At 35.2% G+C, this 18,710-nt stretch carries 16 protein-coding genes and 1 pseudogene; 5 read left to right on the top strand and 12 right to left on the bottom strand.

What is annotated here, in order from left to right; all coding sequences use genetic code 11:
* Positions 1–547: 547 nt before the first annotated feature.
* Positions 548–1,432: a damage-control phosphatase ARMT1 family protein gene (locus tag LMF89_RS23220; protein ID WP_229537171.1), complete on the bottom strand. Its 885-nt coding sequence runs from the start codon at positions 1,430–1,432 to the stop codon at positions 548–550.
* 426 nt (positions 1,433–1,858) lie between these two features.
* Positions 1,859–2,035 (bottom strand): hypothetical protein, encoded by a 177-nt coding sequence (locus LMF89_RS23225; protein WP_229537172.1) that lies wholly within the window; start codon positions 2,033–2,035, stop codon positions 1,859–1,861.
* Between the two features lie 170 nt (positions 2,036–2,205).
* Between LMF89_RS23225 and LMF89_RS23230 the strand changes: the two are divergent.
* Positions 2,206–2,336: pseudogene (locus LMF89_RS23230) on the top strand (DUF255 domain-containing protein).
* 173 nt (positions 2,337–2,509) lie between these two features.
* On the opposite strand, the gene LMF89_RS23235 reads toward LMF89_RS23230, so the two are convergent.
* The 8 genes from LMF89_RS23235 to LMF89_RS23265 all read right to left on the bottom strand — a co-directional run bounded on the left by LMF89_RS23235 (position 2,510) and on the right by LMF89_RS23265 (position 11,382).
* Positions 2,510–2,923, bottom strand: coding sequence for a YjdF family protein (locus tag LMF89_RS23235; RefSeq protein ID WP_229537173.1), 414 nt, complete (start codon positions 2,921–2,923; stop codon positions 2,510–2,512).
* Positions 2,924–4,201: 1,278 nt separating this feature from the next.
* Positions 4,202–4,423, bottom strand: coding sequence for an SAM-dependent methyltransferase (locus LMF89_RS23240; protein WP_229537174.1), 222 nt, complete (start codon positions 4,421–4,423; stop codon positions 4,202–4,204).
* Positions 4,424–4,931: 508 nt separating this feature from the next.
* Positions 4,932–5,051 carry a zinc-ribbon domain-containing protein gene (locus LMF89_RS26425; protein WP_369412703.1) on the bottom strand — a complete coding sequence of 40 codons (120 nt, stop codon included), beginning with the start codon at positions 5,049–5,051 and terminating at the stop codon, positions 4,932–4,934.
* A 21-nt stretch (positions 5,052–5,072) separates the two neighbouring features.
* Positions 5,073–5,642, bottom strand: coding sequence for a 4'-phosphopantetheinyl transferase family protein (locus LMF89_RS23245; RefSeq protein WP_304622625.1), 570 nt, complete (start codon positions 5,640–5,642; stop codon positions 5,073–5,075).
* 83 nt (positions 5,643–5,725) lie between these two features.
* Positions 5,726–7,036: an ATP-grasp domain-containing protein gene (locus LMF89_RS23250; protein ID WP_229537175.1), complete on the bottom strand. Its 1,311-nt coding sequence runs from the start codon at positions 7,034–7,036 to the stop codon at positions 5,726–5,728.
* 2 nt (positions 7,037–7,038) lie between these two features.
* Entirely contained in the window at positions 7,039–8,280 is a 1,242-nt protein-coding gene (locus tag LMF89_RS23255) for an MFS transporter (protein WP_229537176.1), read from the bottom strand.
* A gap of 82 nt (positions 8,281–8,362) precedes the next feature.
* The gene (locus LMF89_RS23260) at positions 8,363–9,763 is read right to left on the bottom strand and encodes a citrate/2-methylcitrate synthase (protein ID WP_229537186.1); all 1,401 of its coding nucleotides are present in this window, start codon (positions 9,761–9,763) and stop codon (positions 8,363–8,365) included.
* A 38-nt stretch (positions 9,764–9,801) separates the two neighbouring features.
* On the bottom strand, positions 9,802–11,382 hold the full coding sequence (locus tag LMF89_RS23265; protein WP_229537177.1) for an amino acid adenylation domain-containing protein: 1,581 nt from the start codon (positions 11,380–11,382) through the stop codon (positions 9,802–9,804).
* Positions 11,383–11,820: 438 nt separating this feature from the next.
* On the opposite strand from LMF89_RS23265, the gene pdxR (LMF89_RS23270) reads away from it, so the two are divergent.
* The 4 genes from pdxR (LMF89_RS23270) to pdxR (LMF89_RS23285) all read left to right on the top strand — a co-directional run bounded on the left by pdxR (LMF89_RS23270) (position 11,821) and on the right by pdxR (LMF89_RS23285) (position 17,153).
* Complete coding sequence (gene pdxR / locus LMF89_RS23270) at positions 11,821–13,248, top strand: MocR-like pyridoxine biosynthesis transcription factor PdxR (protein WP_229537178.1); 1,428 nt, start codon at positions 11,821–11,823, stop codon at positions 13,246–13,248.
* Positions 13,249–13,819: 571 nt separating this feature from the next.
* The gene (locus tag LMF89_RS23275; RefSeq protein WP_229537179.1) at positions 13,820–14,488 is read left to right on the top strand and encodes a rhodanese-like domain-containing protein; all 669 of its coding nucleotides are present in this window, start codon (positions 13,820–13,822) and stop codon (positions 14,486–14,488) included.
* Positions 14,485–15,648 carry a cysteine desulfurase family protein gene (locus tag LMF89_RS23280; RefSeq protein WP_229537180.1) on the top strand — a complete coding sequence of 388 codons (1,164 nt, stop codon included), beginning with the start codon at positions 14,485–14,487 and terminating at the stop codon, positions 15,646–15,648. Before LMF89_RS23275 ends, LMF89_RS23280 begins: the two co-directional genes overlap by 4 nt.
* Positions 15,649–15,686: 38 nt before the next feature.
* The gene (gene pdxR / locus LMF89_RS23285; RefSeq protein WP_229537181.1) at positions 15,687–17,153 is read left to right on the top strand and encodes a MocR-like pyridoxine biosynthesis transcription factor PdxR; all 1,467 of its coding nucleotides are present in this window, start codon (positions 15,687–15,689) and stop codon (positions 17,151–17,153) included.
* Between the two features lie 163 nt (positions 17,154–17,316).
* Here the strand turns inward: pdxR (LMF89_RS23285) and LMF89_RS23290 are convergent, their stop codons facing one another.
* Both LMF89_RS23290 and LMF89_RS23295 read right to left on the bottom strand, forming a co-directional pair.
* Entirely contained in the window at positions 17,317–18,042 is a 726-nt protein-coding gene (locus tag LMF89_RS23290; protein WP_229537182.1) for an SAM-dependent methyltransferase, read from the bottom strand.
* A 133-nt stretch (positions 18,043–18,175) separates the two neighbouring features.
* Positions 18,176–18,451 (bottom strand): CD3324 family protein, encoded by a 276-nt coding sequence (locus LMF89_RS23295; RefSeq protein WP_229537183.1) that lies wholly within the window; start codon positions 18,449–18,451, stop codon positions 18,176–18,178.
* Positions 18,452–18,710 lie beyond the last annotated feature (259 nt).

Raw genomic sequence — 18,710 nt, forward strand, 5'->3', positions numbered from 1 at the left:
TAATGGATAACCCTTCTGTAATATATCTTACAGGGACAGGTTCCTTGTCCCATTTAAAACCGATAAGTTCTTAATTGTCTTTCTATCGTTCATGTATCAACTAAAAGAGAAGCTGCCCATAATTTACTAACTAATTTATTATGGTAGCTTCTCTTTATAAATGCTAATTCCTGCTATATTTTTACATTATAAGCATTATTCTACCAAAGCAAGGCTCTGCTTCAGGTTTTTTATTGAAACACGGGGAAAGGTTAGTTGTCTCTTACCAGCTTTTCTATGAAACAGCGTACCTGTCCCATTTTAAATCGATAAGTTCTAAATTATCTTTCTATCGGTATGTCAACCAAAAGAGAAGCTGCCCATAAATTACTAATTAATTTATTATGGTAGCGTCTCTTTATAAATGCTAATTCCTGCTAGAAGGGACACAAAACACTCTTTAGCGATATTGATTCCAGTCTTTATAAATGATTTATCAAAGTCTCCACAGGTAAAAGGACAGTATCCGAATTTTTGAACATTGCAAACCATCACTTTGTTTATTAAATTACCCTAATTGTTTGTTCTGAGACTCAGCACAAACAATTGATAGATTAGCTACATTTAATGAACTTGCCACGGCATCACATTTTGCCATGAAAAGAAAGAATATATGACTGCGATCAATTTCGCTCAAACTCTCATAATTTCCTTGACCTTTAGCAATTATCACATCAGCTTTATAAAAAACATCTCTAAAAGCCGCACTAGTTTTTTCGATTACGGTACCGAGTGATCCATCACCATTACTAATTACTTCAGCCACTTCTTTCATTTGCACCATATTTGCATCTTCTACTGTAACGTCATTAACAATCGGCTCCCCTCTAACACCATAATAAATTTTAATATTTGGAAATTCCGCATGTATGTATTCAATAAAAATTTTATCAATTACTATCTCGCCACAGTTATCCCCTAAGTAAAGAAGCTTTTTTGCGGTTTTTAATTTTTCGTATAATTTTTTACTATCATCAATGGGCATATTTTGCTCATTAATGGTATCTATTTTTTTAATTAGTATTTTCTCATCAAAAGTGTGGCTAGCAGCAAAGTCGATCAGATTTGCAGTGATAGCAATTTTCAATGCAACATTAAACTTATCGTCCGATTTATTGATCAAATTTCGTATCTTGTCAGCAATATTAATGACTTCCCTATTATAGTAACTTTTGATTTCTCCATAAGGATTAGTATTATTAATATGCTTAGTAATAATATCCCAAGTGCCTTTAATAACTTCAGGGTTAGATCTTTTATAGTTAGTATCATGTAAATAACCAAGAACTTCACGCATAATTACTTCTTTGCTATCAAGATCTAATTTAACCAAATCTGTTACTGTTAAAACTTGTTTTAGATTGCACAATATACAATTAAGATTAAGATTCACAATCATTTCTCCTCTTTAAATAATCTTAAAAATATTTCTATTTTCTCTTGATTTCTTAGAATTTCATATCTTTCAAATGAGCATTATGTGGATAGAATCAGCATTAAATGCCAGATTCAGAGAATATGGGTATGACAAATAAAAACGTCAATTATCTTTATTGGCAATAATGCCCATATTCCCATGGCAGCAAACCTCTTTTGTCAATGGGACACGGGGACAGGTTCCTTGTCCCATTTAAAACCGATAATTTCTTAATTGTCTTTCTATCGCTATGTCAACGAAAAGAGAAGCTCCCCATAATTACTAACTAATTTATTATGGTAGCTTCTCTTTTATGAATGCCAAATCCTTCTATATTTTTACATTATAAGCATTATTCTACCAGGCAAGACTCCGCTTCAGGGGTTTCTTATTAGTTGTAAATCAGTGACTACCTATGGAAAAAAACGCAGGGACGGCAGACCAATGTCTTACTATTTGGAGCTTTACATTATGATCAGCACACCATGAGGAGATTGTTTGCCCACTACTGCGGCATTCCTGAATGGTTTCTATCCATTGATTTAAACGATATTGACAAGTGACTTCTCTAGTATTCAACTCTAAACCTCCTTAGAAGTTTTTCAAGTTACTCGAAAAACTCTATTTTTTTGATTTAGAGCAATTATCTCACGAATTATTCTTCGATTCTATTACGCTTACACTACTACGATCTAAAAACTAAGAATCACGATATAAACAGCCAAAATACCAATAAACTCAACCGTTTAATTCACGAAAAGAGTCCATATTTACTACAACATGCCAATAATCCAGTAGATTGGTACCTTGGGGAGTAGAAGCGTTTCAGAAAGCACAGCGTGAGAATCGGCCTGTATTTTTGTCCGTAGGCTATTCTTAGCTGTGCTTAAAATAAATGATAGGATGTTACTTTAATTTACATGCCATTGGTGCCATGTTTCTAAAGGTTACATATTTGTATATAATCAACTGAGGAGGAAAGTATCCTCTCTAACGGAAAAGATAAAGAATCCAGAAATATCTTCAACTAAGAAGTATTTCTGGATTCTTTGGCTAATGCCCTTTTTGCTTTTCTTTCTTCTTTTTTTGGCGTAAATGAAACTTAGCTTCAGCAACTTCATCTTTTTTTAATTTAGATAATGATTTACGTTGTAATTTACGAGCTTCTTGATCTAGTTTGAGAGCTTGTTGGGCTTTTGTACCAATGCCAACATTTTTGATTTCTTTTTGCACTAAACGCTGGAGTCGTTTAGGGTTGATTCTTTGGACAGAGATGCCATCCGTATTTGAGATGGAAGAGCTAAAATTAAGCTCAGTGTAATGTTGAAGGATATAATCCAGCACCTCTTGGTTACTCGGTTCTGTGTGGAAAAGTACTCTTGATACAGCGTAATTTCCCAAATCACTACGTTCAAAGAAGCCAATCCAGATAATGCCATCAAAAAAGAGTGTTAGTTTGATATTCAATTTTCTCCCTCCAATTATATTGGCAATATAGGAGAATGGACGACCCTAGGAGGGGAAGGTTACTGACATATAAAATATGCGTTTGGACTACCAACCAAAGCTGTGTTTTTATCTCTACCAATATACTAATTAGATTAAGGCATGAAGATATTATTGTCAAGATTGCTTTATTATCGAAAAATAAAGCAACTAATTATATCTGTAATAGTTTAGTTGCTTTTATAGCTTATATTTACAATTTTAAATCCCAATGCTCTTCCAAGACATTCTCACCCCAAGTAGGATTTTCGTGGGAACTTGTTTGGTTAAACAGAAGAAGCCAAAGGAGAAGTTTCAACTGGAGTCGCTTTAGCCTTTTTCTCAATAAATATCCACTTCCCAAGTCTTATCTTAACTAGGAATCTGGGTATCATCTCCAACGACAAAATTTATCAGGAAAATAATACTGGACAGGGGTTCGGTACGGCGAGCCGTACCGAATCGTATGTACAACTTCAATTAAACAATATCGACGATAAGAACTTTATTATATAAAAAGTTATAGACTCAGGAAAGAACGGGGATTCTCCGGTCACAATGTTAATGCCAATACCAGAGATTACTGGGACTAGCCCAGCGAAGAATATTCTAGAAAATCCAAGGATAATTTTCATTTTATTACCTCCCTGTTTGGCAAAGTCGCACCCGCTTGTCAAAATCATATTTAATAGATTTATACATATCAAACTGAAAATCACACTGGCACGAACATTAACATCACCCCAGGAATCGAACCCAAGCACCCCGCCCATTACTCAATCTACAATAATAACTACCTCTTAATATAAATAGAAGTTAACTAAATAAAGCGAACTTGATGAATCTTGAATGGCCCTCACTAGACTACATTCAGACGAGTCACCAAGTCCCCATTAAGATCTCTACCCCAAAATTAAGGTTGGTTAACTAATTATCCAATCTTAGCGTAAGTATACCCTGCATTCTTTACATATTGATTCAAAAACCGACCTTTAGATGGGACAGGGACGGGGTTATTGACACTAACCTTCAACGATTGCATGGTCGACACCCCCGTCCCTATAACATCCTTGTATCCGGGCTTTGCAACGTGAAAAAAGGGGGCAATTCTTATTATGTGGTTGCCATTCAAATGACTTTAGCAATCAACTGAACAAGATTAAAATACTTTCCGCCCTCAGCCTCCATCATTTTGATGTCCTCAGCGACAATGGGATGATAACCGGTCTGCCATTCTTTCCACGCCTGTCTGCAACAGGCCTAGTTTTCAGTCGGTGAAATCCATAGGTCGGCAGCGAAAACTTTTGCGCCGTATTTTGGTGTCAGCAAGAGCGTGGAAAGACCGCACCCACAACCGAGGTCAAGTATACGCATATTCTCATTGACGTTTAGGCATGACGCTAATTCCTCTGCTACTCGCATGGCATTAGGCCCCATCATAGTAACTTTCAAGTCTCTAAACTGCTTCCACCAAATCAGCATCTCATTTTCCACAATCAAAAAACCTGATTTTAATAAATTAAAATCAGGTTTTTTTGATATCAATCTCTCATTTCAACAGTTCATCTTTTAGAATTTAATCTAATAAACTTAAATATCACCTGTTAATAATCCATCCAGCAGTTTCTAAACCAGCTCCGTCATGATTAGAATCTTCGTCTACTTTCATCATAAAAATATACATTTGTATTAGAAAGAACAGAAAAGAAATCATCTGTATCTAGATAATTTCGCCCTCTTACTTACTGAAGAAAGCCAACCTTTCTGCCTCGCCTCATATGCAAGAAACCAATATTCTGAATATAAATTTCCTGCAGTCATAAATGATCTCCATATTGTTAAATCAAGTGATGCAGGTTTCAAATCGTCCAAATTCGAAATCGCTTCCGCAGACCTATCTAACAACGGAATCCCTAATGTCCGGCATATTGCCTGAATATAAATCACTCTTTATCGTCTTTAGAATTTATTACTTTATGTTTAAAATTCATCATTTTGAGATCACCAATAATTTCCGTTTTTTTTTATCCATATCTATAGGATTACCACATTGATCGCAAAATTTACTTGATTCTAAAACTTTAATATTACAATGCAAACATCTCGCCATTGAGCTCCACTCCTTTTATTTTTATAATTTATTGACTTTATTGTTGTATTTTTCCTTAATTGAACATACTGCTAATTTGTAATCTGGATAAATATTATACTGTCTAAAATCAACTACGTGTGAAAAAACACTTTTTAATAAAATTTTATCATCTTGTTTTTTTATTGTAAAAGAGTCTAATGGTAAAAATAAACCTTTTCCAATTGCTTTTATGTAACTTTCTTTTAAAGTCCAAAGTTCAAAAAAGCCTATCTTTTCTTGTCTAATTTCTTCATATTCTTCATTCGAAAAAAATCTTTTAGTTAATTTTATACCATCAACGTCTTTTACTTTTTCTACATCAATTCCCACTTGTGAATTATTAATAGCACAAACAATTAATTCCTCTGAATGAGAAATGTTAAACTGAAACTCCGGATAGTATTGTAAAAAAGGCTTTCCGTATTTGTTTTTTTTTATGACTATATCTTTTTTTTTCATTCCTAGTTCATTGCAGATAATATTTTTTATAAAGGCATCTGATATTTCTTTTCGTTTTAACTCATCATAAGTAAAATATTTTTTCAATATCCTTCCATAAATCTTTATCAAAATAATTCCTTCTTTAGATGTAATTAAAAAATTGGGACACTTGAAATTACTTTTATACCATATCCTTATTCAATTTAAACAACTTAATTCTTTTTTACTTTATAAAGCCTTGTTTTCTCTATATTTAGAAATTCTAGATAATCTCTTTCAAGTTGCTCATTACTATCATTAAAGAATAACACCAATCCTGGAGTATTTGATAAATTAATTGTCTTGCCAATATATTCTCCCGGCTGTATTTTAAAATGGACATCTCTAAAAGAACTTAGTCGTTTTATTTCTTCTAAACCACTATATTCTTCTAATATTCCTTCACCGAAATATTGTAATTCTATCTTTTTTCCATATCCACGAGTTACATAATCACTACTAAATTTTCCATAAAAATCTTCTGGATTAACATAAGCTTCTACCAACATGTCTATTTGATTGCGACCAGTACTTAATTTACAAAGTTTATTTGTAAATCCGTATGCTCCATGAACTCGTGGATTAATTTCAACTAATCTAGGGCCAAGTTCAGTCAAAAAAAGCTCCATATGCGCTGCTCCATTTCTAAATTCAAGAGCATCTAATACTTGCAGTGCATATTTTTTTAGTTTTTGCGTTTTCTCACTATAACAATCTACTAATGTGGTAGATCTATAAATGGGATGAGTATCTATTACTTCTTTTTCATAGCAATAGACTCCCGAGATACAATGTTTACCATTTATACTCACTGTATCAACAACATATTCATTACCTTTTAATAGTTCTTCAACTATTAATTCATTGACAGCCATTCCATAACTATCTTTTTTTCCAAAAGTAAATTCAATAGCTTCTCTTAATTCAACTTGAGTATTACAAATACTTACCCCAAATGACCCCCTACTTTGCGTTGGCTTTAATACTAAAGGAAATGATATTTCCTGTTCAGCCTTCTCTAAAAATTGAAACATTAAATATTTATCTCTAATTATACTATCTATTAAGTTGTAATTAATAAGCAATTGTTTAGAACTAGGAACATTGTTTTTCTTCAAATAAATATTAGATATATATTTATTTCTGCGTGCCATACTAGAACTAGATGAATTAACATTACTTAAATTTAAAGCATTTCCGATTTCATCAGTTATCTCTATCCCCATATCAGATCCATTTATAATCCCTATTATATTGATACTTTTAAAATATGCTAAAACTGAACTTTCATTTTCATACCAATTAACTGTTTTATAAAAAAGTTTTTCCAATTCCTCTGGAAACTTAAGTTTTCTCTTTTTAGGATCAATTGGATCTGAAAATAGTGCAATACATTTAACATTTTCTTGGATAAAGCTTTTAACTATCGCATCTATATTTACATACGGATCAACTATAACACAAAATTTATCTTGATTTTTCATAATTATTTCACCTCATAAAGTGCATTTTCTCGAATGAGTTTCTGCTCTGTAGAATCTCCTTTGTAATATAAAATCATAGGAATTAAAGACAAAATTGCAAAGAATAATAATGTGTTTATATCATTAAAATTCTGAAAAATAATACCTCCTATAAAAGGACCAATTGCTCGACCAAAATATTGTAAACCCATTGCTCCAAAGTATGTTGATCGTAATGAAGGTGGCGCAATCTTATCAATAAATAGACCACTCACAGGTAAAATTAATATTTCTCCAAGTGTAAAAATTACCTCGCTAATAATGTAAAAATAGGTCGAAGTTCCCGAAAAAGCAATACCTATAAAACCAATAGTAAAAAAAGCACATCCTATTTTCATACTTGACATATATGACCTATTCTTTAAGAAATATTTAGAAATAGGCATTTGAAGAAGTATTACAGTAACTGCATTTATAGTTAGAAGAAGGGTAAATAAACTGGTATCTCCCATTCTTTTCATTATTATTTGCCCAAAAGTTGCCTGTTGCTGAACATATACCAAATATACTAGAGCCCCACCACATATAAAATGACATAATGATTTGTCCTTTAAAAAAACTTTAGCTATATTTGATATGTTTAAAGATTTCTCCAGTTTTTGTGGAATAGATGATGACATATTTCCTGAAAACAAGGTAAAAACTACAAAATATATTAAGCAAAGCGCTCCAGTTAAATAAAACCCTTCTAACTTACCTGATACTCCAATAACTGCTCCAAGTAAGGGACCTATTGCATTGCCAATGTTAGCAAATGTATATCTTAAACTAAAAATTGTAACTTTTTGTTTATTAGTAGATATGTCAGCTAGCGTCGCTTGCCCTAAACTTTCTATGCAAATACGATTAAAGCCAGCTATCAAATTTATAATACTCAAACTCACAATAAGCGCAAATGTACTCACAGAGAGGACGCTCACAAATGCAATTAAAAAAAATGTTATTGCGTAAGATAATAAAGAAAAACTAAGAATAAATCTTCTACCATATTTATCAGATAATACTCCTCCCAATATTCCACCAAAAACATAAGCCAAGTATGATGCACCAACAATAAATCCAGTCATCGAATAACTTAATCCAATATGAGAAGTGAGAAATATTGATAGAAACGGAACCATCATAGAGGTACCAATTCTAGATATTAATATTCCTATAAGAATAACCCATACTAAAGTATTAAATTTATTAAGTTTATTACGCAACTATAATCACTTCCACAAAATAATGTTATATCGGATATTTAAATTGCAATTTAAATACCCGATAAACTAATATAACAACAATTTAACTACATCTAGATTCAATAGATGTGTAACAAATATCTTCATCTCCAATGTATTTTAATGATGGTCTAATTAAAACATTGTCTTGAAGTTGCTCAATAATGTGGGCAACTATTCCAACAATCCTCCCCATAAAAAACATCGGAACTGACAATTCCTTTTTAATTCCCAGTAACTCATAAAAAGCACCCGCATAGAAATCAACATTCACAGTTAACCCATGTTCCATTCTAGAACGCATAATTTCTTGAATGCTTTCTATTATCAGAACAGTTGTTGGCTTATTTTTTCCATTCGTCAAATACTTTACCATTTCTTCATAATACTTGACACGCGGATCTTTTGGAACTTTATATTTTCTATTTCCAAATCCAGGTATAGGAATCCCATTATTAATGCAATCATTTATATATTTAATTCCATTTTCTGGTGTTCTAATTTTTTCAAACATTGTCATAGCTTTTTCGGTAGCTCCACCGTGTGATTCTCCAGATAAAGTTCCAATTGCTGATGTAAGCGCTGCATAGATATCTGCTCCAGCACCAATAGTAACTCTGGATGCAAAAGTGGAAGCTGCAGCACCATGATCCATATGAATTATTAAATCTTTATCTAGAAATCCAGAAATAACTTTATCAGCCTTATTACCAGTTAGCATGTAATAGAAATTTTCCGCATGAGTTAATGTCTCATCTGGTGCAATAAGCATTTCATCATTTTGTAATCTATGATGATACGCTATTATTACAGGGGTTCTGGCAATAATTCCCATGCCTTTCTTTAATATAATTAACGGATTTTTATCCGTCTTACTAAGATCAAATACTACTAGAAATGATATTATAGTTCTTAATGCATCCACAGGATGTAATTCTTTACATTGCTTAATAAAATCAATTACTTCATTTGGAAGAGTACGTAAACTCCTTAGTTCTTTTTCAAAACTCTCAAGTTCTTTTCTTGATGGTAAATACCCTTTTAACATTAAAAATGCAGATTCTTCAAAATTAGAATTTCTAACTAATGAATCAATACTTATACCCCTGTATAAAAAATAACCTTTCTCTCCATCTATTTTAGTAATTTTAGTTAAATCACAAAATATATCATGTAAACCTCTATGAACCTTTAAATTATGATTAAAATTACACTTGCTACTATTTTTAGTTGTACATTTTTTATTAACATTTCCCTTATTATAGATGAATTTTTTAATAGCTTTAGCACTTGTTAAAGTAAGTACTAGTTCATTATCAATTTTAATATCAAAATTTTCTTCAATTGCTAACATTAAATTTATATGGTTTAAAGATGACCATTCCGATATTGACATATAGCATAGATCATCGTTAACCACATCGGGACTTATTTTAAGTACTTCGCAAATAACATCTTCAACCATTTTCACATTAATTCTCTCCTTTAAATAAACTTAAATATTTAAACTACTTTAGATAAATTGTTTGATAATTCTTTTCTATCTATCTTTCCATTGCTGTTAACTGGCATACTTGACATTGATATTATACGCTGTGGAATCATGTAAGTAGGCAAGATTGATTTAATACCGTCTTTAATTTCTTCAATTTTTTTATCATCATGACCAGAGATAAATGCTACAAGGTAATCAATTAGGTTATGCTTATTTTTATTGGGAATTACGGCGACTTCTTGAACCCCTTGCTTTCTAATTGCAAACTCTATTTCGCTTAGTTCTACTCTAAAACCGGACAATTTAATTTGACTATCTCTCCGCCCAAGATATATTAAATTATCATTCGCGTTTAATTTAACAACATCTCCTGTTCTATAATAAATTGTTCTTTCATTCAATTTGTTGAATGATTCAACGATAATCTCATTTATGGAAATTGAGCTATTAAAATATCCAGAAAACATTTGAGGTCCAGATACACATAACTCACCGCTTTCCCCACTTTTAACGATTTGAAGATCTTCATTCACTATTATAAAATCCATCCCCTGATATATTTGTCCAATTGGAGCTAGTCCATTGACACATTCTGATGATGACTTTGTTTTATCCCATCGATATGCAGAGCAAGCAACTGTTAATTCAGTAGGTCCATATAAATTCTCTACAATTGAATTGGATGCCGCCTCCTGCCATGCCTCCGCAAGTTCTTGTGGTAATGCTTCACCACAAAACAGACTTATTCGGAGAGATGTAAGCGAATTAGGTTTTAAAAGATTTAGCTTGTTTAAGCCTGAAGCAACAGAAGGTACAGAAAACCATATTGTAATATTATTTTCTGATACAAATTTAAAAGGCGACAACATATCAATATTATTAAGAGGGCAAACACATGCACCATGGCGCCATGCCATAAACATATCAAATATAGACAAATCAAAGGTAAAATCAAAAGTTTGCGAGAAATTGTCCTTGCAGTTAAAATCATAGCGACTTTCGCAGGCTTTTAAAAATTGGGAAGCATTCTTGTGTGAAATTGGCACTCCCTTTGGTTGTCCAGTACTACCAGAAGTAAAGAGTAAATATGCAAAATCTTCTCTCTTATCTATTGCCTTCATCATTTCATTTACACTCATATCGAGCCATTCAACACAAAACAACTTCGGGCGAATATTTTCAGGTACATCACTTATAATTTTATTCAGTTTTTCCTCATATTTCCTCTCAGTTACTATTAAATCAAGCTTACCTAACTCAATCATTTTACAAGTACGTCCATCCGGGAACTTGGGGTTTAACGGAACAAATGTAGCTCCTGCTATTAATATTGATAATATACATACATACGAATTTACATTTTTATCAAAATAAAAAGCTATCCTTTCCGGGCGTTTCTTAATGTGTTTAATATAATTATTAGCCATAGTATTTGATAAATTAAATAGCTCTTCATATGTATACTTCTTTTTATTGATGCTTAAAGCTGGATTATTAGGAAAATTAATGACACTTCTAAGAAAATGTGAATGTAGATAATTCTTTTCACTATCCTTTTTAATAAACTTTAGCTGCTGCTCTGAAAGCATTCTTATTACCACCTTTTTTAGTTAATACAAGTCGAAAGCTGCGACTTTTTAATAGATGTTTAAAATGAATTTTTATAATAAACTTGATAAAGTAGAGAATTGCGCAAAGTTTTTCGCAGTTCAGGTCTATTATTATGCCATTTCATTTATTTGCAGATATTTGTAATGTTTAGCTTATTCACATCTTCACATCACAAAAGCCAAATTATTACAAAATGCGATTATTATTATTATTATTATTATTTGTAAGTTAGCTCTCTGGAGCTGTTGAAAGCTCACAACTACTCCAGACGTGAATGGAGCATGAAGCACAAGTATACATGGTATGATGCCTCCTTTCATAAAGACGTATTTGGTAATTTGTGTTAGTATAATTGTATAAGAAAACTGTTATGGAGAAAAGTTACAGTTTTTGAATAATATAGGAGACAGAGATAAATGAAAAACATTTTTCTATTTACGCCCCTCCTCGGTGCATTGAATAAACCTATGTACTATCAACTGTATGAATATATTAAGAATGAAATTATTCTCGGAACTACTGAAGTAGGAGCAAAATTGCCTTCTCTGAGAAAAATGTCTCAATACCTTCAACTGAGTAAAAATACAGTCGAAGAGGCGTACCAGCAGCTAGCGGTCGAGGGATATATAAAGAGCCTCCCGAAAATCGGTTATGTGGTCGTTGATATTCATTCGAATTTATGGAGAGCGGAAACGCCTCGTAAGCCTTTGGTCATAAATTCGTACCAAGATAGCACAAAATACTATAGGCATGACCTGGCGGCGCGATACGTCGATGAAGCCTGCTTCAATATGAATACTTGGAAAAGAACTATTAACTTCATCCTTAAAAACGGCACTCACGCTCTATTACATCTTGGCGATCGACAGGGAGAATATGCCCTCAGGCAAGAGATTGCAAAATACCTTTATGAAAATCGAGGCGTCCATTGCCAGCCGAACCAGATTGTCGTAGGAGCCGGGACACAATATTTATTAAGCTTATTATGCCAGATGATGAAATCAAGATTTCATTCAATAGCAATGGAGGATCCCGGTAGCAACTATATCCGATATGTTTTTGAAAGAAATGATCTTCTTGTTGAACCAGTGGCAGTTCATGAACAAGGTCTAGATGTTGAGCGGCTTACAAAGTCAAAAAGCAAAATTGTGTTCGTAACTCCATCGCATCAATTTCCCAAGGGTGTTATAATGTCTGCTGCAAATCGGTTGCAGCTTTTGAACTGGGCCCAAGTGAATAGCGGGGTTATCATCGAAGATGACTATGACAGCGAAATGCGATTTGCAGGGAAACCAATACCAGCTCTGAAAAGCCTTGACAGCAATGACATTGTAATATACTTAGGATCCTTCTCCAAATTTTTTATTCCAACACTTCGCATTAGTTATATGGTACTACCCAACTGGCTGCTTGATAGCTACCTTCAAAATTACCAGATGTATGAACAGACAACTACAAGATTATATCAACTGGCACTGGCCCAGTTTATGAGGGAGGGTCATTTGCAAAGCCATATCAGAAAGGTCAGAAAGCTTTGCTTAGCTAAATATGAAGTAATAGCAAGAGCTATTCAGACTCATATGAAGGGAAAGGTAAATGTAATAAGCGGTAACGCCGGAATGAGGGTTATTCTAGAAGTGACGACTTCCTTGGGGGAAAAGCAACTTCTTGCCCTTGCCCAAAATGCTGGCGTGAACCTGACCCCCTTATCGCGCTACTACTCCGGAGATCGTAGCAATAAGGAACCTGGAAGGGTAAACGTTCTGGTTTCCTATAAGGGGATACCGATAGAGGATATTGATCTGGCAATCAAGGTACTTAGCCACGCGTGGTTTAAAGATTAAGAATAAGCACTTTTTCTCATGAAATATAAACCAAAGGATTTGATTAAACCCGTTGTCCTAATCGGCTACATGACACGATGATCCTCGGAATCGTTTGTAAACGAATCCGAGGATCAAATTTTAGGAGGAATGCCAGGGGACGGGGTTATTTACACTAACTTTCAAACTAGTTGCATTGTCGACAACCCCGCCCCTGCGACATCCCTTATTCGAAATCTTTCCAAGATACCAAAAAGATCGCGAAATTCTTGGTTTCAATTTATTTCCGTAAGAATCACAGGGACAGTTCTTTTTTGAATCATTCCCATCTTCTGTTCATGTACGTTATACGAAATAAGAAGTTGTTCTTTGAAAAACGCAATTTCATATTTCCATCCTATTTACCATGAAATATACAAAACTCCTACAAGGCTAAACTGCTTTGCAGGAGTTCGCCATATAAATTGACATTATAACTGGCCTTATCATTTTTCTTTAAACTGGATCTTTTTCATGTGCAATCCTTTGGTGTAACATAAGCGCGTAAGAAGACGCCAAACTCAGCGTTAATTTTGAGGAGGAGATCTCAGTTATGGAAAATAAGAATCATGATATTTGTAGTGTGTGTCATTCGGAAACACACGGGACTACTTACGAAATGGAAACAGGGAATCATATCTGTGGCGACTGTATCCAAACTGGCTACATCGTCTACCTGCAACAGAAAAGATCTAATGAATGGTGGGCGCTTTCCGTATTTAGAACGAAATCTGAAGCAGAGGCAGCCGCAAAGGATGTCATGAATTTCCCATTTATAATTGGTTATACCATAGAAGAAGCTGTATATGGGCAAAAGTCCCGCCAGAACAGTAGTCGTAACAGTAAAATTCAGTCAATAAGTGCTAACGAATTAAGAAAGAAGATCGAAACAGGTGATCTGTCTTTTCAAATTATTGATGTACGGGCAGATAAGGAATTAGAAAAAGGCAGTATACCTGGTGCTGTACATATAACAATAGAAGAGCTACCTCATAAAATGATAACCCTCTCTAAGGATAAAGAACATATTATTGTATGTTCTCATGGACTTCGCGCTCGTTATATCGCTGAGTTTTTAGAAGACAATGGCTATAAGGCAAAAATCTTAACTAGTGGGATGATGGGTTGGAACGGATTTGGGTTTGTAGTGTCCGCCATGGATACGGTGGTATCCATAATAAAAATATTTAACAACAAAAAGGAAGGGAGTAACACGCTTTGATCTATTTTGATAATAGTGCCACGACCTTACCAGATGAAGATATCTTAGCAACCTATCATGAAATCGCGACAGGATGTTTTGGCAATCCGTCTTCGCTCCACCGCTTAGGTGGAAAAGCAGCTCTGAAATTAGAGCAGGCAAGAGGGGTCTGCGCTGCTAGTCTAGGAGTGAAACCGGAAGAGATCATCTTTACATCCAGTGGCTCTGAAAGTAATAATACAATCATAAAAGGACTTGTTACGGGGAAAGATTTTCATGGCAAGCATATTATTACAACAAGTGTAGAGCATGCCTCTGTATATGAAACCTGCAAGCAATTAGAGAACATAGGATATTCCATTACATACCTACCAACTGACGGCGAGGGTTGTGTTCATGTAAAGGATGTAATACGAGAAATACGAAAAGATACTATTCTTGTTGCTGTAATGCATGTAAATAGTGAATTAGGTTCGATACAACCCATCGCAGATATCGGCCGTTTGTTGTCTACATATCCTACTATTCATTTTCATGTTGATGCAGTGCAAAGCTTTGGAAAGCTACCGCTCAGTCCCAAAGAATGGGGAATCGACTCTCTTTCCATCTCTGCTCATAAATTTCATGGTTTGCGCGGAGCAGGACTGCTTTATATTCGTAGCGGTACTTCTTTCTCTCCATTAGTAAATGGAGGCGGGCAAGAGCATGGCTATCGTGCTGGAACAGAAAATGTCCCTTGTATCGTAGCTATGAGCAAAGCAATGCATAAACAGCACCTACAGCAGAAGGATAATTATAGCTATCTATCTAATCTTAAACAATACTTACTAGATGGACTTATAGAAATACCAGGTTATATGCTAAATGGTCCCCAAAAACAAAGCAAGGTTGGAGCCCCCCATATTATTAACTTCTCTCTTCCTGGCCTTAAGTCGGAAGAATTACTACTTGCCCTAGAAAGTGAAGATATCTATGTTTCAAAAAGCTCTGCTTGTTCATCCAAAAGTAATAAGCCTTCACGTGTTTTGTTATATGCTGGGATAAGTGGAATTATAGCCAATAGCGCCATCCGTGTTAGTTTTTCTACTTATAACACAATGGAAGAAGTGGATACTTTTATATTAACGTTACAAATGATTGTAACCAAATTGAGGATTAAATATCAGATGAAACATAACTAGTTTAAAATATCTGCCAAATCTTATATAGGAGCATTATTATGTTTGTTTTAAGCGGCAAAAATGGAAAGCCATTATACTCTCAAATCTACCAACAAATCCGCAATCATATCCTTAGCGGAAATTTGAGACCAGGGACAAAGCTATCGTCAAGTCGCCACCTGTCAAAAGAGTTATGTGTCAGCAGAAACACGGTGGATATGGCCTATCAGCAGCTTGTGTCAGAGGGTTATCTTGTGGGAAAATCACGTAGCGGCTATTATATAGAAGCGCTGGACAATATTAATATTCCTGTGCTTATGGAGACAAAGGCAAAAGAAGAAGCTATTTTGAGCGAACCATTAACAGCTCCAAAATATAATTTGCAATATGGTAAGCTAGAAACGGCTATTTTCCCCTTTAGGAAATGGAGGCAATTAACCAATAAATGCTTGCGTGATGATAAAGAGCAAATCATGAATTACGGACAAGTACAAGGAGAGCCTGGACTGGGAACCGCCATTTCAGAGTTCTTGAGGGAGTATCGTGGGGTAGAATGCACTGCAAATCAGATTGTTATTGGCCCTGGCACCCAATACTGCCTTACTCTTGCCTGTCAGCTGATTCAACCCTCAACTACTACTATTGCAATAGAAAATCCAGGGTTTTGGGCCGCACGTTCTATTTTTTCTAATATGGGCCTTCGTGTAATACCAATACCAGTAAAAAAACATGGCTTACAAGTAAAACAATTACGTATGACTGATGCAAAAGCTGTATATGTAACCCCTTCACACCAATTTCCTACAGGAAATATCATGTCTATTGCCAGACGTCTTGAACTTGTGGAGTGGGCTTATAAATCTGATGCTATCATTATCGAAGATGACTATAGCTGCCACCTTAGATATAACGTCAGACCCATACAGGCATTACAAGCATTAGCTCCAGACCAAGTCGTATATATTGGAAGTTTTTCGAAGATACTCTCACCGTCCATACGGGTTGCATATATGGTTCTTCCTCAAAAACTGGTGGATCATTTTCTCTTAACGGCAGAACATTTCCCTTGTTCTGTACCCTTTTTAATACAAAAGCCTTTGGAGTTATTCTTAAAAGAAGGCGAATGGGGAAGTCATTTAAGAAAAATCACCAGGCATATGAAGAAAAAGCGTGATATTCTTATTCAGGCTCTTAAAGATGAGTTTGGTGATGCTGTTTCAATTTCGGGAGAAAATGCAGGGTTGCATCTTTTGGTTCAAGTTAAGTCACCTCTACCAGAGCAGGAACTTGTAATGCGTGCACTTCAGATAGGGGTTCTAATCCATCCAGCAGGAAATTTATGGCTGAATCAAAAAGATGCCCCTTTTGGAACTGTTCTACTAGGGTATGGTGGTATCACACTTGAGGATATTTATCCCGCGGTTCATTTACTGCGACAGGTATGGTTAGGGGATGAAAAGGGTGTCATGGGGACGGGGTTATTGACACTAACCTTCAACGATTGCATGGTCGATACCCCCCTATGACATCCTTGTATCCGGGCTTTGCAACGTGAAAAGGGGGCAAAAAAAAAGCAGACGGTGATTAAACCGTCCGCTTTTGCCGTTCTGCCGCTTCTGGACAAAATGTCCAGAGGTCAGTCAGTTAGGCATGGAGAATGACTTAGGATTCTTATTATGTGGTCGCCATTCAAATGACTTTAGCAATCAACTGAACAAGATTAAAATACTTTCCGCCCTCAGCCTCCATCATTTTGATGTCCTCAGCGACAATGGGATGATAACCGGTCTGCCATTCTTTCCACGCCTGTCTGCAACAGGCCATTTCGCGGCTGTCCACCATTTCAATGCCCTGGGCCCTCTTCCACAAATCTTTCCACCAATCAAGAGAGTGCAGGGTTCTTTCCATCTCGCTATTCCAAAACGGCTGCATATCATCGGGAACATTTTTCCCAAATTCGTATTTTAAGCCGGGAATAGCCACGGCGATATAGCCGCCCTTTTTCACAAAAGGAATGAGCGACGGGAGCATTTGGGCCGTATCACCGAAATAATGGTAAGCGTCCACAGTAAACAACAGGTCAAAATATCCGTTTGCGAAAGGCAATCCTTTGGTCGCGTCTACTGAAATCGGAACGGCTTTATCGTCAATCCCGATAGATTTGAAACGCTCATAGTTTTCAGTCGGTGAAATCCACAAGTCGGCGGCGAAAACTTTTGCGCCGTATTTTTGTGTCAGCAAGAGCGTGGAAAGACCGCACCCACAACCGAGGTCAAGTATACACATATTCTCATTGACGTTTAGGCATGACGCTAATTCCTCTGCTACTCGCATGGCATTAGGCCCCATCATGATAGCTTTCAGAAATTCCATGTTATTCTGACTGGAAATAAATTGATTTGTAAATGTGCACATAATATTCTTCCTCCGTTAATCCTTTATCTTGCTGCTATAAATCAATTATAGTAGTTATATTATTACAATGCACCCTACAAGATAATTCAGAAACAAAAAAGCGACACGACAAAATCACCATGTCGCTCTCACTTTAGCATTGACTTTTCATATCAGCCAATATTTTGTAGATTGTTTTGGGTGATAAGTAATTACAGTTTGCAATATCTTCAACCGAGATACCGTCTTGATACTGGGAAAAAATTATCTCGTTGCGTTCCTGAATATATTGCCTGCTATTTTTTACTTCCCCCCACCGTTTTTTATTCTCTGCCTTTCGTGGGATATAAATATATTCACCGTCAATATACTGTTGCATTGCTTCTAACAAATCGGCGGGAAATACACTAACTGCGTTCTTGTAGCCCATTATGCTCCTCCTAAAATTGTAGTTTTAGGATGGAGCAAAGGCTATCTCACAGCATGTTTGTTATGCGATAGCCTTTGCTCCGCATAACACCGACTCCAAATAATATAGGTTCATAAGCCAATTTCCTTTCTTAAAGATTTTACCTTTCCCGATTTTTACCTTTTGCAAACCTTCGGGCGTTCTTTATACCACCGGACGTGTCTTACAAGACCAGCTAACTAAAGTCAAGCCCTCACTAGAAAAAAATGATCACTTCAAA

The sequence above is a fragment of the Pelosinus baikalensis genome (assembly GCF_020819555.1).
GTDB classification, from domain to species: Bacteria; Bacillota; Negativicutes; order DSM-13327; family DSM-13327; genus Pelosinus; species Pelosinus baikalensis.